This window comes from Arsenophonus endosymbiont of Apis mellifera, from assembly GCF_903968575.1.
In the GTDB taxonomy this organism is placed as follows: Bacteria; Pseudomonadota; Gammaproteobacteria; order Enterobacterales; family Enterobacteriaceae; genus Arsenophonus; species Arsenophonus apicola.
Genome location: NZ_CAJCFU010000066.1, coordinates 61,155 through 78,634, shown reverse-complemented (window position 1 = coordinate 78,634; position 17,480 = coordinate 61,155). Strand labels below are relative to the sequence as shown.

At 27.7% G+C, this 17,480-nt stretch carries 8 protein-coding genes; all 8 read right to left on the bottom strand.

Annotated elements, in window-relative coordinates; genetic code table 11:
- Positions 1-31 precede the first annotated feature (31 nt).
- Positions 32-895, bottom strand: coding sequence for a hypothetical protein (locus tag H1X92_RS11245; RefSeq protein ID WP_180560239.1), 864 nt, complete (start codon positions 893-895; stop codon positions 32-34).
- Positions 896-1,162: 267 nt separating this feature from the next.
- A complete protein-coding gene (locus H1X92_RS11240) occupies positions 1,163-2,215 on the bottom strand; it encodes a hypothetical protein (protein WP_180560238.1) in 1,053 nt (350 codons plus the stop codon).
- Between the two features lie 161 nt (positions 2,216-2,376).
- Positions 2,377-7,899, bottom strand: a complete 5,523-nt coding sequence (locus H1X92_RS11235) for a C80 family cysteine peptidase (RefSeq protein WP_180560237.1) — start codon at positions 7,897-7,899, stop codon at positions 2,377-2,379.
- Positions 7,900-8,076: 177 nt separating this feature from the next.
- Positions 8,077-9,015, bottom strand: coding sequence for a hypothetical protein (locus H1X92_RS11230; protein ID WP_180560236.1), 939 nt, complete (start codon positions 9,013-9,015; stop codon positions 8,077-8,079).
- Between the two features lie 341 nt (positions 9,016-9,356).
- Positions 9,357-9,704 carry a calcium-binding protein gene (locus H1X92_RS11225; RefSeq protein ID WP_180560235.1) on the bottom strand — a complete coding sequence of 116 codons (348 nt, stop codon included), beginning with the start codon at positions 9,702-9,704 and terminating at the stop codon, positions 9,357-9,359.
- 135 nt (positions 9,705-9,839) lie between these two features.
- Positions 9,840-10,691, bottom strand: coding sequence for a hypothetical protein (locus H1X92_RS11220; RefSeq protein ID WP_180560234.1), 852 nt, complete (start codon positions 10,689-10,691; stop codon positions 9,840-9,842).
- A 75-nt stretch (positions 10,692-10,766) separates the two neighbouring features.
- Positions 10,767-16,511, bottom strand: a complete 5,745-nt coding sequence (locus H1X92_RS11215) for a C80 family cysteine peptidase (RefSeq protein WP_180560233.1) — start codon at positions 16,509-16,511, stop codon at positions 10,767-10,769.
- Between the two features lie 242 nt (positions 16,512-16,753).
- The gene (locus H1X92_RS11210; RefSeq protein ID WP_180560232.1) at positions 16,754-17,302 is read right to left on the bottom strand and encodes a hypothetical protein; all 549 of its coding nucleotides are present in this window, start codon (positions 17,300-17,302) and stop codon (positions 16,754-16,756) included.
- Positions 17,303-17,480: the final 178 nt, after the last annotated feature.

The window sequence follows — 17,480 nt, the reverse complement described above, 5'->3', positions numbered from 1 at the left end:
AATTTTTCTTTATTAACAAAATTAAATACACCTATATTACTATCAAAAAAAAGTAATTAATTTTATCCTGTTCATTTTCTATTGATAGTATCATAATATGATCACCAGCAAAAACCTCAAAATACTGAGCATTATATTTTGCTGGATCATCAAGGTAATTTTTAAAAAAATAATCAATATCAAAAAAATAATAATGACGATCATCTCTTTCACTAAATTTTATCGCTTGTACACCATTATCTAAAGTAAATCTAATACTATCAATATAATAATCATATTTTTTTTTGCTTAATAGTTCATTATAATTATCTTTAATATTATCAATCGAACTGGTATCGCTATTAAAATATCTGGCTTTTAAACTAATAAAAAACTCCGCAAACCAGGTGGCATTTTTTAAACTATTATTCAATTCCAAAGCGCGATTTTTTACTCTATCAATATAATGATGAGCCGTCTCGGCCGGCAACATATCAAGCCATATATAGGGATCTGATACATAATTATTAATATCAATACTACTAAGATAGCGTTTTTGAATATCAATTACTGTAGCAAGCATACTATCTAATTTTTCTTTAGCATGAATTTTTTCCGCCATCAATTTTGCCTTCATTAATAATGGAGCATTGTCTGAAATTGGCATTTCAATAATATTAATAACATCATTTAAATCAAGTAAAAATTTTCCTCCTTGTTTATTACCACCTTGTCGAACATGAGCCATATAATAGATTGATAATCCAATACCAAAACTTCCATTAATATCTTTCATTATATTTTTATCACCATGTAAAACAAATTTTTCAGCAATATAAGCAAGTCTATCTTTTGCCATTAAATAGAGATAGGTATTATGAGCAAAATTAATATCCGGATTATAATTAACAGGCATGAATATATCCTTATGATAAATAAACTATTACTTTTATAAATTACTCATTTCACTATATTGATATATTTGGTTAAGAAAATTTCTTTCACTATCTGCTAAATCAGTAAGTACTGCACCACCGTTATCTTGTTTAAAAGCTGCGGCGGTACTTATTAACAAATCTACATTTTGATTATTTAACAGTATACCATTATTTAATGAGGTATCAATTTCCAGATTATTTTCATACTTATTATAATCATAAATTGTTATTTTATGCTGATTATCTTAAGATGAAATAATTAAATTATTATCAATATACTCATTCCGATAAATATTTTCTATTCCTTGGATAAAAATTTTATTTTTCCCTTCATTTAAAAAAACTTTGGTATCATTATTATTATAATTTATTACTATTATATTATTACCTTTACCCGTTGAAATAATATTATCATCTTGCATTGCTATAATAATATCATTACCATCTCCTAATGTGATAATATCATTGCCACTTCCATCGACGATAACATTATTACCACCTTTAGCAGTTATAATATCATTACCACTACCACCAATAAGAATATTACCCAACTCAGTCATATCAGTGATAATATCATCACCGCTTAACCCATCAATCTTTCTTTGGGTAATATTACGCTTACTATAAACTATATTATCATTATCCTCAGTAGCAGTTGTTATCTCAAATGTAGGCTTAATACTATATAAGTTATTTTTATATTCTATAGTAAAGCTTTCGTTTTTTTGATCAAAGAGATAAATTTTACCATTAAAATCATCTGTATTATTAATAAACCTAATCTCAGCGACATCATGATCTTTACTATATAATAATTTATCTTCATAAAAGAAAAAATCATGACCACTGTAATTTTTTAGCACTATAACAATAATATCTTGCCCAGTATAACCTGTTACTAATTCCTTAAAATCAAAAATGATATCTTGACTATTTTTAGTATCTTTAACTTTAATATCATCTATAATATAACTATCTGTACCATGGGAAAGATTAATATAAGAATGGTTTTTAATTGATAAAAATTGATTATTATCATCATCGCCATGAAATATGGTATTTTGTGCATTATGTGTAGTCAATAAGGGTTTAATCATGTTTAGTAAAATATAGTTTTTCCGATAATTTTTTATACTATTGAGTTTCAAATTAATTTCTATATCACTATTAACCATAGCGTTTTTATTTTTATCTAATTCACTAATATGAATAGTATCAAATATTTTATCTGACGGTGTATTTATTTTTATTTTATCAGTTAAATTCATCGATAGTAAAAAACCATCGGCTGTTTGCAAAACATATTCGTGATTAGCGATTAAACTATCACTATCGTAATATCTATAAGCATTTTTTAATATTAGACTAATATTATTTTTATCTATTTGATGTTGAGCATTTAAATTTTTCTGATTATCTGTGGCCGAAAAATTAATATTAATATCTTTGCCATTTATAACTAAACTAATAATTCATCTAATTGATAATCAAGGTTAACAATACTTTTAGCTTTAAATTCATTTTCATCAATAATAACTGTTATGTTATTATTATTTTTTATAACGTTTATCCATTTTTCATTATCTGCATCCCAAATATAATTTATTCCTTGCCAAGCCATGCTGGCTATATATTCATTCCAACTATAACGCTCAATAATATAAGTATCCTGTTCTTCACCACCGTTTGCATAACCATTATTTAATATAATAGTATCTTTGCCACCCTTGCCATAAATAATATCAATACCACCATTACCATTTAATATATTATCTTTATCGTTAGCTAAAATAACATCTTGCTTGTTTTTTATTCCAATAACATTTTCAAAACTAACTAAATCTGCATGAACATCCGTCTTATTATGATTATCAATTAACAATTCAATATTGTTAAAATTAGTAAAATAAGGTTCGTTAAGAAATCTTAATGAACCTTCCTCAAGATTAATAAATGTTCCTGTCAAAGAAAGCATCACATCATTGCCAGCATATTTGTCATCCTTTTCTAACGATATCTTACTATGGTAACGCGGTAATTGTGCAATAATTAAAGTATCATTACCGTTATCGGCATTAAAATATTTATATTCATTCTCGCCTATTTTTTCGCCCAATAAAATAAAAGTATCATCTTGTTTTCCACCAATAAATATTTTATGACCACCATATGATAGAAAACGATTTTTTACTTCAGCTAAACCAACGATAATATCGTCACCATAGCCAAAGTTAAAATTAATACCTGTAATTTTTCTTTTTAAACCACCTTTCATTAAATAATCTTGTAAATTTTCATAAATAAATTCGGGTTGATCTGTGCCAGATAATGAATAAATAGCATTGACATTTGAAAATAAATAATTATCTAAGTAAGGCTTATTTTTTAACAACTTAATTAAATTATCATGCTCTCTACTTAGCATAAGAACTTCATTATCACCCTCAGCATTAATCGGTATATAAGTTTTAAGTTTAGCTGGTTCTACTAAATAGCGCTCTGGATATTGAGCAATAATTTTTCTGACTTCTTCTGCTGTGAATTTTCGTTTGCTCGCTTCAATAACTTGTTCAAGCTGTTGTTGTTTCCATAAATTGACAGACAAGGAGAGAAAACTTAAGTATTTTTTTAAATATTCAAGATCATATTGAATGGATGATTGTTTATTTTTTAATAAGTAAAGATTTGTTTGTTTATCAAATAAATGGTAGCAAGGTAATTCAACAATTTTTTCTTCTTCTGAAACAGAAATACTAAGGTTAAAGCCAGCAGGTTTTAGGACATTAATAAATAAATCTTTTTCATTTTCTATTTTATCAGCCTTAAGCGCACTGGCTGTTTGTTGTTTTAATAGTTTATTACGCACCGAATAACCCGCTTGCAATCCTAATGCAGCATTCAATCCGGTTTGAAACTCTTCCATAGCAGTCAATTGAATATTAGCTTTGATTCTTTCAACAGTCCGATATGCGTTATAAAACATACCACCAACCATTAAACCTGCTCCAATAGCAACCCCTATTGGGCCCGCTGATGAAGCACCGGCCAGCATAGCCAATGCACTGCTAATACTTACGCCCGCACTTAGTAGCGATATTGTACCGTTAACGATCAAGTCTTGCCGTATCGCCGGATCAGTTTCATAGCTTAATTGACTAAAATTTTCATAGGCATAATAAAAATCAAAGCCACTAGTGGCAATATTCATCCCCATTGATAATTTGGCGGCAAACAGATTAGCACTGTACTTCATTCCTATCATCTGAGAGACAGATTTTAATAATCGCGGTTGTAAAATTTCAGCCCCCCAATTTACGATACCAGCACCCCAAGCAATAATAAGGTTTTTTTCAATATGCTGGCGTTCATTAGCAGAAAGATCTGAATTATTTAAATAACTTAATGTCGTCTGAGTTGATGAAACCAATTGGATAAAACTCATTAATTGAGTAAGGTTAGAAACCTTATTTAGTATGTGAGAATAGCGCGGTAATCCGGCCATATTAACTTTCAAATTTTGCCATAATTTTCTATTCATTAACTGCGGTTCATCATAATGATTAATATTGTTTAGATGATCTATGGCAATAGAATAATCATTTAAATCACTATTTGTTAATAATATATCTTGCTGATTAGGTAATAATTTTATTTTTTGTTTAATAAATTTTATAATATCAATATGTTCCTTTGTTCCCTGAAATAAAATTAAGTAATCATTAAGTTTTTCTGCATCAAATTTTATTTTTGTTTGCCAATTAGCAATATTTCTAATCGCAAATGATGAAATAGGTCTATTTTCTATATGAGCACCGGCTTGCTGTAATGTCTGTAATGAAATGTTACTATCAGCTATCGTTATATCAGTTTTAGTTGTCAATATACTTTCATCAATAGCGACTTTATCAATTAAGTTGTTTCCTTTCGTTTTAATTAGTAAACTGTCAGTAATTTTTTGTAGTTTAAATTGGTCATTTAAAACAGCCTCTTTTGTTAGTCCCATAAACTCATAACGTTTATAATTATTATTATCAATTATAATATCATCATTAAGATAATTTCGAATATAAGAAATAACTTCGCTATCTATATTAGTTTTATTAAGCTGATTTATTTTTATTTCACCCATGCGAGGATCAAATATTTTACACTGATAATAGCCATCACCATTATCTGCAATAATAATGGTAAACACCACATGATCAAAACTTAATTGATATTTTCCTATCGCTTCACTTGCTAAGCTGGCAGAAAAAGTTAATTGTTGTTGATCTTCTAATATGCCCTTATTATCAGCAATATAAGTAGTCAAATCAACAAGTTCATTAAAATTATTTATAAATTGCTGTTCACTAATTGATAATTTTCTTTTACTAGAAATTTCTATTAAATCACGATGATATTGCCATACTAGATTTAGATCATGGGCATTATTAGAGGTCAATGCATAAAATAGTCCTATATACTTGCCTAAATTAATATTTTTGTCAAAATAAAAAGCATGTAACAAGGGTTTTATGGTAACATTAGGATTCTCCTTGCTTATTTTAATTAATGACAGAATATTATTAAAATAATATTGATGCCATTGTTGAATTCTTATTAATGACTGTTTTAATGGTAATTGATTAAGTCCGCTTCTTTCATCAATAGCGGTAAGCTCAGTTAATGACATTTGAAGCTGATTTAAATGTTGATGATCATTAACTAACAGCATTAAACCACCGATATCTAGCGAGCCATCAGTACGAGAATATAATTCGGTCAGTAAACTATTTGAATAATCGCTGAGATGATTAATGGTCTCTGGACGATAATAGAGACTTTCTAGTAAGGTATTAATATTATTTACCTTCACATTTAATGCTTCATTATCATTAATTGAAAAAATTTTTTGCCATTGGTCCGACGCATTAGGCTGCTGATCCATGTTGTGTAAAAAATAATTATTAACTTTACGACTAATAATGGGATCATAGATAATTGTTTTTACTCTATTAGTTATTAAATTACCATCTGGATCTAATAGGTATTTATTTAAATAACCTAGATAATTTTCAAAATCACTATCAATATCAATATTTTCCTTAGCTGTATCCATTAACAAAGCATGTGTAATATTAAGGTCATTATAAAATAGTTGTTCACTAGTTTGATTATATCTAAACTTAGTCAATTTATTATCATTAACTAAATGAAAATATTCAGAGACACCATCTGATGATGATATAGGAAAGGGATCTAAGTTTACTTGGTAAGTTGTAACATTGGTATTTATATTTTCTTGCCCTAATTGTATCGCTAGTTGACTGGCAATGGCTGAAACATCATACGGATTTGATAATTTACCTAAGGCGTTTTTATTAAAAAAGCTAATTTCTGTTGGTATAGTTAATAAATGCTGTTTATGGATATTATCCATGACATCAACTACATTTTTTACTGTCATGCCTTCAAATAAGAAATTCGCATCATGCTGTTCAATGTTCCCTAATAAAATCCATTTATCAACAGCGATATTTTTAAGCTTATCCAACTGGCCATACTCTAAAATAATTCTCTTTGAATGCTTATCGACCTGAAAAATAAAGTTATCAACCGGATTTTCACTCGCTATTAATTCAGCTTGTTGACGATATTTTTCCTGATCTGAAAAGCGAAAAATAATTTTTTTAACACCATTTTTATCGACTTTATATAAGTTTTGCCGTATAGCTTCATGATTGACGGTTTTCCATAAAGGCGTATCAAAAATTTTTTGGTTATATAATTTTTCGATTAAACCATTAACGTTAAAACCACCGTAAATAGCTTTTGTTTCATGCATATAATCAACAAATATATGATATGCTCGACTATCTAAAGCAACTAATTTTAATAAATCAATATCTAATTTACCATTTGGCAGGTAAAAATATTGCTTTACATAATCACTATTTTTAATAATATCACTATCCAATGAAATATTACCCAAATTAATTTCTCTTAAAATATAATTAATTAATATTTCATGATTAATTTGTATGCCCATTGGAGACATTTCTTTATTAAAAATAGTTTTATAATATCTGGCATCTTTACGGCTACTTTCATATTCATTTAAATAAACTATTCTTCTGCCATTATGACAAATATGTAAATCTTTAGTATAAGCAGTTATTATTGAGCTAAATCCTTCGTACCAAAAATGTTGGCTAATATCTAAGGCAAAATTATCTTCTATCCTGGCTTGCCCTAATTTGCAACCCAGCAAAACTATTTTTTCAGGATCACTATTATTAAATTCAGTATGTTTTAAATCTTTTAATTTAGCGACAATATATTGCGCTGTTTTTCTGGCAAAGGTTCTTTTTTTAGTTCTGCGATCAGTTCTGCCATGACCAATAAGAAACCATCGAGTTCGTTCACCTGGCACTTTATTAATATCACCATAACCCACTCTATAACGATCATGCTCAAGATCATACTGGATCACTGTTGTCATATCTGGATGCTTGCCAATTAAATTGGCAACTGATTTACTAACGATTTCATCACCTTCAAATTGAATGATCAAGTTATGACGATAATTTGTTTCTGCTAACCTTTTTTTCGCTGCGCCAGTATGTAACGGAATTTTTTCCGGATTTATCTTTGGATCCCACCATGCATCAAAAGCAATAGCAACATCCGAACCTAAAGATTCATTATTGTGCATTTCCAATGTGTCTACAGGTATATTTTCAAGCACCAATTCTGTAATAAGTTCTATATCTCTGCCAAAATTAATTCTAGAAACAAAACATTTATTGTCATTTATAGTTAAATTAATATCGTTATATTTTAATTTCAAAATATTACTATATTGCTCTGTTATAATTTCTAAAATATGATCTGAACTTACAGAATTAATATTTAAATTTATTGATTTATAATTTTCACTTTCATCAATAAGAATAACTTCTGTTACTCCAATTTCTGCATCAAATCGCTTAAAAAGCAATTTTATCTTGCTTGTAAGATAGAAAATACTTTGCTCTTCACAAAGTATTTTCGTCGTTGTTATATTTACGGAATCACGATCAATTATTGGAAAAATATTGCTTTTATTTATTACATCACTATTTTCTAATTCTATAATAGAACTAATATAAAAATTTTTATCGTAGGTTAAAAAATTTTAAATATCCGTTCTTTCTTTTACTATATATGTTAAAAATTGCTTAAATTCTTCTCGTTCATTAAAGTAAATAATGCCATAATTAGGATCAAAAAATGCATATTTTAATAGCCCGGTTTGGTTGTTTTTCTCAATAACAATTGCCATCATATGGTCTTCAGAAGAGAGTTCTAAATAACAATTATTACTAATATCATCTTTATCAATATAGATTTCAATAAATTCTTCAAACTTTATGTCATTTAATATACCATTTCCATCATTTCTGGTTATTTCTAAACCTCTATCATTATAATAATTAATATATCCCGTAAGATATTTTTTCTTTAATTTTAAATAGATTTTATGTACAGTTAGTTTGAAATTATTAAGGTCCTTATCTTGTATATTAATTCTACGTTGTACTTCTACTATAAATTCTTTAAACCAAAATCTTTCTAAAAATTGCAGTTTTTGTTTACCTTCAAATTCGACTACCCTGGTAAAATAATTATACATATTTTCATTTTCTTGTATTGGTGGCCATAGATGATAACTTGGCTGGTAATTTGCCATTTCATATAAATCAAAAGATAATCTTTGCCTGCCAATTAAATCAATAAATAGAAGATTTAATTTTTCTTTAGCATGCAATTGTCTGGCTTTATGCCGAGCTTTTATATAAGGAGGATCATAACTTACCGTTTCTGAATCAATTGTTTTAATTAATGACTGTATACCGGTAATATATTTTTCACCCCGTGCTAGGCCACCTTCGCGAACTTGCGTTATATAGGCTGAACTCAATGCTAAACATATACCCGTTATTTCCTTTGCAATACTCGGATCATTATATGAAATAAATTTATTAGCTATATGTTCAAAGCGTTCTTTAGAAGCTTCGAATATATATTTTTGTTGTGAAAAGCCTGGTTTAAATTGATACTTTTTTTTGGGCATAATAAATTCCTTGTAACTTAAGATTCAAATTTCATGAATGAAATCCATTGCAATATAATATAATCTTGATAAAAAATTCTCTTAAAATTTATTCAATAATACTCTTCTTTATTGACCATATTTACTTTAAATATTGAGTTATTATTTTAATTAACTTTATTATATTGAAACACTTTATTAACAAAATCTCTTTCATGCGCAGTCAAAGAAATGAGTTGAAGTTCATTATTTTTTTGCTGAAAAGAAGATGCCACATCGATTAATAAAGCAATATCTTTTTCATCAAGTAAAATATCACTATTTAATGAAGTGTTAATTTCAAGCTGGTTTTTATATTTTTCTTAATCATAAATTGTTATTTTATTATTATTATTACGTGATGATATAACTAAATCATTATCTGGATAGTCAAATACAGCACTACCACCTAAGCCTTGGATAAAAATTTTATTATTTCCTTCATTGAGCAATACATTTATATCACCTGTACCATGATTTATCGCTAAAACATTATTTCCTTTACCAGCATCAATAATATTATTACCTTGAGTTGATATAATAATATCATTACCATCACCAAATGAAATAATATCATTACCATTGCCATCAACAACCATATTATCACCGTTTTTAGCGGTAATAATATCATTACCGTCACCTACTATAATAATTTTTCCCGTTTCACTCATATCGGTTAATATATCATTACCTGATGATAAGTTAACTTTTTCAATTTGAGAATAACCTTTAGGATAAAAAATATTGTCATCGAATTCTGACGGTGCCTGTACTATAGTACAAGGCGTAATTTGATATTTATTGTTTTAATAATTAATAAAAAAATATTGATTATTTTTATCTAAAAGGTATATTTTGCCATAAAAATCACCTAAATTATTAACAAATTTAATTTGTGCTAATTGAGATGAAGCTTGATAAGATAAACAATTGTCTTCAAAAATAAAATCATAACCACTATACTCTTTTACTACAATAATAAAAATATCTTCATTAGTAAATGAAGCATTAATTTCTTTAAAATCAAAGGTAATACTATCGTTTATTTTATCTGTGCTAACCAAATCATCAAGCAAATAAATATCAATACCATGTGAAAAATAGATATAATTATTTTTTTTGATTGAAGTAAAATGATTGTTATATTTATAACCATGAAAAATAGTATGTTGCGCATTATTAATTGTCGTTACAGGCTTAATTGTAGCTGGTAATAAATATTTTTTATGATCATTTTTTATACTATTTTGCGTTAAATTAATCTCAATTTCGCTAATATTATTGCCCGCATTAAGTTTATCTAGTTTATCAAAATAGATTATTTCAAATATTTTTTCTGGCATATGTTGTTTTGTTAGCTTTTGAGGTAAACACAAAGTTAATAAAAAACCATCCATAGTTTGTAATAGATATTCATGATTAAGTGCAAATTCATCATTCCCTAAACTTATATAGGCATTTTTTAACCTTATATCGATTATACCGGGCTTAATTTCACCATTAATTAACCCTTTATCTGATAAAATTTGTAGATAAATATCGGTATCCACTAATTTAATCTCTATAATTTCATCTAATTTATAATTAAAAACAATAACACTCCTATTCTCTTTCTCAACTTCATCAATCACAATATGGGCATTTAAATCATAACCCAATTTTAAGTCAATTTTATTGTTATCTAAATTTTGCCATCTTTCATTATCAATATCCCAATAATAGCTTTGTTCATTTCAAGGAAGTTCTTCTCTATAATCCAACCAGTTATAACGCTCGATAATATATGTATCTGCTCCTTCGCCACCATTTGCATAACCATTATTTAATATCAACGTATCATTACCTGCCTGCCCATAAATAATATCAATACCTCCCCGCCCATTTAAGATATTATCCTTTTCATTACCTAAAATTAAATCCTGGCTATGTTTACTACCTATAACATTCTCTATATTAATAAAATCTACTAAAACTTCCGTTGAGTAATTTTTTCTTATTAATGCTGCTACATTGGCAAAATTATCAATATAGTTTTCAGTTAAATACTTCAATTCACCTTGTGGTAAATTAATAAACGTTCCTGTTACTTTTGTTAGATTATTGGCTGGCTGGGTGGAACTATCAGTTGTGACTAATTGATAATAAGGTAAGAGTTCGACCGATAATGTATCATTCCCACTATTGCCATCGAAATACTTATTTTCATCCCCTGTTATTTTGTCAAATAATAGAATAAAAACATCGTCAAACTCACCACCAATAAAAATTTTTTTCCCACTACCACAAATAAACTGATTTTTAACTACCTGAGAACCAACAATGGCATCATCACCATTGGCTAAATTAAAGTTAATACCGGTTATAAAATTTATTAAATTATCTTTTGATAAAAATTTTTGCAAACTTTCATTAGAATATTGTATTTGATTATTATTTTGTAATGAATAAATAGCGTTTACTGTCTCGACACTAGGTAATTTTCGATCAAAATAAGGTTGATTAGACATCAGTTTAATAACATGATTATATTTGTTACTAAATAATATTATTTCGTCTGATGGCTGATAAGAAACGGGTATATAGGTTTTTATCTTAGTTAGTTCTATTTGATAACGATTAGGATGTTGCGCAATAATTTTTTCTACTTCTTGTTTAGTAAATTTGCGCTTTATGCTTTCTAGTGTTTCATCAATATGCTGTTGCTTCCACAAATTAAGTGGTAATGACAAAATATCCAAATCATGTTTTAAATATTGAAGATCATATTGATAATCATAATATTTTTTTGCAGTCAGATAACGATTATTGTGGTTATCAAATAAATGATAGAGTGGTAATTCAGCAATATTTTCTTCTTCCAAACGGAAAATACTCAAATTATACCCAGCTGGTTGTAATACTTGCTTAAAAAAATTTGCCTCATTCTGTTGTCGGTAAAGTCTTAACTGAGCCGCAGTTTGTTGCTGTAATAATTTATTTTGGATCGAATAACTCGGTTGCAGTCCTAATATTGAACCAATGGCTAGCTGAAATTTCTCGTGGCTAGTAAGGGCAATTTTTTCCTCTACTCGTTGAATAAGCCGATAAGCATTATAAAACATACCGCCTAACATTAATCCGGTGCCGACAATCACCCCTAATGGTCCCGCCGTTGATGATCCCGCCATAATAGCCAAAGCCGTAGAAGCACTAACACCTGCATTGATCAATGATAATATGCCATTAACCAGCAAATCTTGCCTGATTGCCAAATCATGTTCATTTTCTAACTGGCTAAAATTTTCATAGGCATAGTAAAGATCAAAACCAGTTGCGGCAATTGTCAGGCCAGCGTTAACTCGATTAGCAAACCTACTGGCATTACTCAATGAACCACTTACTTTATAAGCCGCTTTTAACAATATTGGTTGTAAAGCCTGCACACTAAAATTAGTGATATTGGCAGCCCAGGCTACTATGAGGTTATCCTCTAATAACTGCCTTTCATTATCAGACAAATTGTCGTTACATAGTTGCATAGTGACAGATTGCGTTGCGGTCACTAATTGGATCAAACTGAATAACGGTATGCTATTAGCAAGTTTATTAACTAATAGTGCATAGCGAGGCAAATGAGATATGCCTTTCTGCAAACTTAATTGTAAATTTTTATCAGCAAATTTTTGACTATTATATTGCTCAATATAAGCAAAGCGCTGCATAATTACAGCAAGATCGTTCAAATTATCACTATTAATGAATAGATCTGTATAATTGTTGATTGAATTAATTTTCGCTTTTAAAATTTTAATTAAGTTAATATTATTTTGACTGTCTTGATAAAAACTAAGGTAATCATTTAAAGCTACCACATCAAAACGTATTTTTTTCTGCCAATCAGTAACGTTTCTAATTGAGAATAGGGATATTTTTTTCTGATCAACATATGCGCCAGCCTGCTGTAAAATAGCAAGTGGAATAACAATTTCATCAATTTTAACTGAAACTTGGCTTTCTTGTTGATTTAGCGGTAATTTTACTATTAATCTCGCTAAATTAGCATACAATATTTCATCATGCTTTATTTCATATAATTTGATACGATAGGTATTGTTCTGTTCCTTTTTAATACCCAACATGTCATAACGATGATATTTTTTATTACCAATAATAATTTCATCATCAAGATATATTTTCATAAAATATAGAAGATCTTCATATACACTATCTTTTCGAATAAAATCTAATCTTATTTCTCCCATTTTCGGATCATAAATTTTGCAAGTGTAAAAATCATCATTTTTATCCTGCACTAAAATAGTAAAAATATTATTATTTATATCTAACTGATATTTACCTATTGATAATTTTACTAATTGATTAATATTTTTTTCATTCACAATTTTATTTTGCGTAAAAAGATAATCGATACGATCAAATACAGAATTAATATTTGCTAAGAACTGTTGCTCTTCATAAGTTAACGCTCGTTTTCGAGAAAATTCTAATAAACTATGATGGTATTGTAATAACTGAGTTAAATTTTCAATATTATTTTCATTGTAAGCATATAATAATGCTAGATTTCTTCCCAATTGACTATTCATTTGGTAATAAAAAGCATGAGGCATAGGATTTATAGCTATGTTAAACATGGGAAGAGATTTTTTAGCAACTCTATTAGCTAAGCTCATTATATTATTAAGATAATAGTTATGCCATTGCTGGCTCTTTTTTAAAGCGTGCGGCAAACTTAATTGACTGAGTTCACTCCGTTCATCAATACCTGCAAGTTCTATTAATGATGTTTTTAAATTCTCTAATAATTGATGATTATGAATTAACATCATTAATTCTCGCATATTTATTTTTCCATTTGGATAGTCGAATAGTTGAGATAATAGATATTTAGAGTAAGGACTAATATAGTGAATAATTTCAGGACGATAGGCAATATTTTCTAATAATATTTTTGCATCATAAGCTTGTTGTTGTATAGTGGGTAAGTTATTATTTAAAAATAACTTACGCCACTCAATGAGTTTCTGAGTACCAATATATTTATTCTCCTCAAAATAATTATTAACTTTTTTATTAATAATAGGATCAAATTTAATTTGATCTATTTTTTTCAAATCTAATAAATTGTTTTCATCAACTAGATAGCTTTGTAAATGATAAGCATATTTATGGCTTTGATTATTGAGATCAATTTTCTCTGTCACAATATCCATTAACAAACTTTGTTCAATAGGAATATTGTTAATATATAACTGTTTTATTTCATTATTATAATTAAATCGATATAATTTTTTATGATCAGCAGCAAGCACATATTGTTCATTTATATATTCTGATGAAAACCATGGTAACTGATAATTTTCTTGCTGATAAGTTGATACAGTACTATTTATGGCTCTTTTTGCTAAATTTATTGCAGTTTCATTGGCAATACCAGTTGGATCATAAGGATTAGCAAGTTGTCCTAAGGCTTGCTGAGAAAAGAAACAAACTTCAGCCGGAATATTTAGACTAAGGTACAGCTTTACTTCACTAAGCGTATCTACTAGTTTTGCCGATGTCATTCCTTCGAATAGAGATTGTTCCTCATACGTCACAATATTACCTAATAATAGCCATTTTTTAATCCCTGTATTATTTAATTTATTTAAATCACCATATTCTAAGATTGCTGTATTTGAATTTTTATCTATTTGGAAAATAAAAGTATTTTCTGGATTATCCTTAGCTAATAACTCAGCCTGTAGACGAAATTTTTTATCGCCAGAAAAACGAAAGATTATTTGTGAGCTATTTTTATTTAATATTTCTGCTGATTTACCTTTTATATTTTCTGCATTTACTTTTGCCCATAATGGCACATTAGAAATATTTTCTCCATTTAACTTATCAATTAATAAACCAATATCATAATTATTATTTATTCGATTCTGATTAGCAAAATAATCAGTAAATATTTTAAATGCCTCGTTATCATAAGCAATTATTTTTAGCAAATCTAAATTTAACTTGCCATCAAAATAATGAAAATATTGGCTAAGATAATTATCATAATTATTTATTATACTTGATAACGAAACATCGCCTGCATGTATTTGTCGTAAAAGATATAAAATTAAAGCTTCACCATTAATGATAATTTCACCACTATTATTATCTTTTTGATACTGATTCTTATAGTATTTTGCCGGCTGTTTACTATCTGTACTCTCATCCAAATAAACTACTTTCCTACCATTGTAATGAATAGCTAAATCTTTAGTATAGGCCACTATGGTAGATTTAAAATCTTTATGCCAAAACTCCTGACTGATATTGAGAGCAAAATTATCCAGTAAATTATTTTGATCAAGCTTACAACCCAATAAGATTATTTTTTCTGGTTCATTATTGACTAATAATGTTTCTTTTAATTTTTTTAGTTTATCAACTATGGTATAAGCACTTTGATTAGCAAATACTCGTTGTTTTTTCTGTTCATCAAAACGACCATGCCCAATTAGTAACCAACGGCTATTGCTAGTTAACAGTTTATCAATATCACCATATACTAGTCGATATTGATTATTTTCCAGATCATATTGAATTAATATTGTATTATTTGGATGTTTACCAATTAAATTTGCCGCCGCTTTATTAATAATTTCTTCACCTTCTAGCTGGATGATAACATTATAAAGATTATTAGCTTGTGCTAGCTGTGGCTTTACTAATTCCATTTTATTTTGCTGAGGAATAAGTTCCGGATTAACTCTTGGATCCCACCAATTATCAAGTTTCCTTGGTGCAATATCACCCAAATCCTCATTATTATGAAGTTCAAATAATTCAACGGGAAATTGTTCACGCGACAATATAGCAATAGGATCGGAGAGATAAAATTCTAATAGTTCTCTTCTATTCGGCAAACGATCAATAATGTCGCTACCATTGATTATTTTACGGATCTTATAATTTTCATTAGTTATACGTACATGAAGATTATTATCTGATAATGCTAAAATATTTTTATGTTGGCTAGTAAAGAATTTTAATATTTCATCAACTGAAAGAGAATCCATCAAAATATTAATACGTTTTGGTTTATGTTTTTCACTAATAAATTCTATAAGTGTAGTTCTAGTATTATCATTAAATTTTTTAAAATTAATTTTAGTTTTTAAATCAAGAATAAATCTATTCTGATTTTCACAAAAGATCTTATTGGTTGTTATATTAATTAAGTTTTCATCTAATTTAGGTAAAATTGCCTGTTCGGTAATCTGCTCATTATATTCCATTTCAGAAATAAATACATCAATAGTTCCATCATGGAATCCAATAAAATTATAGCTATCCCGTCTAATCTTAACAATATAATTTAAAAAATCAATAAATATATCTTTATCTTCTATCTGTATTACCCCATTATTAGAGTCAAAAAAAGCATAAATTAATTTTCCTGTTTTACTATTTTTCTCTATTACAATAGCCATCATATGGTCTACAGAGCAAAATTCATAATATTTATTTTTATCTATATCATCAATGTCTATATTTTTTTTGATAAACTCATCAATATTAATTTCATTAAATATATATCTTTGACTATTATTTATTGTTTTTAACCCTCTATCATTATAGTACTTGATATATTTTTCAATATACTTCTTTTTAAGAGAAATAAATGCATTTTCAGGAAAAATTTAATTTCCTCAGTATTATAATTCTCATTATCTAATTAACGTGTTATCTCAACAAATAGTTCTTTGAACCAATATCTATTTTTACGTAAACTTTGCATTTCACTTTCATATGAAATAACTTTTTCCATATAATTGGATATAGTCTCACTTAGATCTTTGTGTGGCCAAAATGGGTATGCGGGATAATAGCTGGCCATATCCATCATATCAAAAGATTCCCGCTGCCGCTTAGCCAAATCAATTAATAAACGATTAAATTTTTCTTGCGCATGAATTTTTCTTGCCTGAAGCATGGCTTTAAAAAGAGGAGGATCGTAGGGAGAGATCTGTTTATCTAAAATTTTTGCCAAATATTTTATACTGGCCAGGTAGTTTTTACCTTGTTCTAAACCTCCCTGACGAACATGTGTTAAATATTCCGAACTAATCGCTGCGCATAAACCTGTAATACCTTCGGTAATCTTACTATCGTTAGCTGCGACAAATTTACTAAAAATAAATAATAATTTATCTTCAAACTCATTATAGATATATTTATCTTGTGAAAAACTAATATCAAAAAAATATTTCATAATATTTGGCATAGTACCTTACCTTATAAATTATTATTTTTTAAAAGTCAAAGTAGATGCCATTAATAACAAAAAATAAAAAAAATAAAAGAGAGTAGTTTATTTTTTAACAAGCAAAAATTAAATAGAAATTTAGGATGATATATAAAAACAAATTAATTTAGTAATATATTTTTATATATTACCATTT

Bases quoted from the DNA above. Each gene is read 5' to 3' on its own strand.
- H1X92_RS11210 (WP_180560232.1), bottom strand. From the start codon at position 17,302: ATGCCAAATATTATGAAATATTTTTTTGATATTAGTTTTTCACAAGAT.
- H1X92_RS11230 (WP_180560236.1), bottom strand. From the start codon at position 9,015: ATGCCCAAAAAAAAGTATCAATTTAAACCAGGCTTTTCACAACAAAAA.
- H1X92_RS11245 (WP_180560239.1), bottom strand. From the start codon at position 895: ATGCCTGTTAATTATAATCCGGATATTAATTTTGCTCATAATACCTAT.
- H1X92_RS11215 (WP_180560233.1), bottom strand. From the start codon at position 16,511: ATGATGGCTATTGTAATAGAGAAAAATAGTAAAACAGGAAAATTAATT.
- H1X92_RS11225 (WP_180560235.1), bottom strand. From the start codon at position 9,704: ATGAGTGAAACGGGAAAAATTATTATAGTAGGTGACGGTAATGATATT.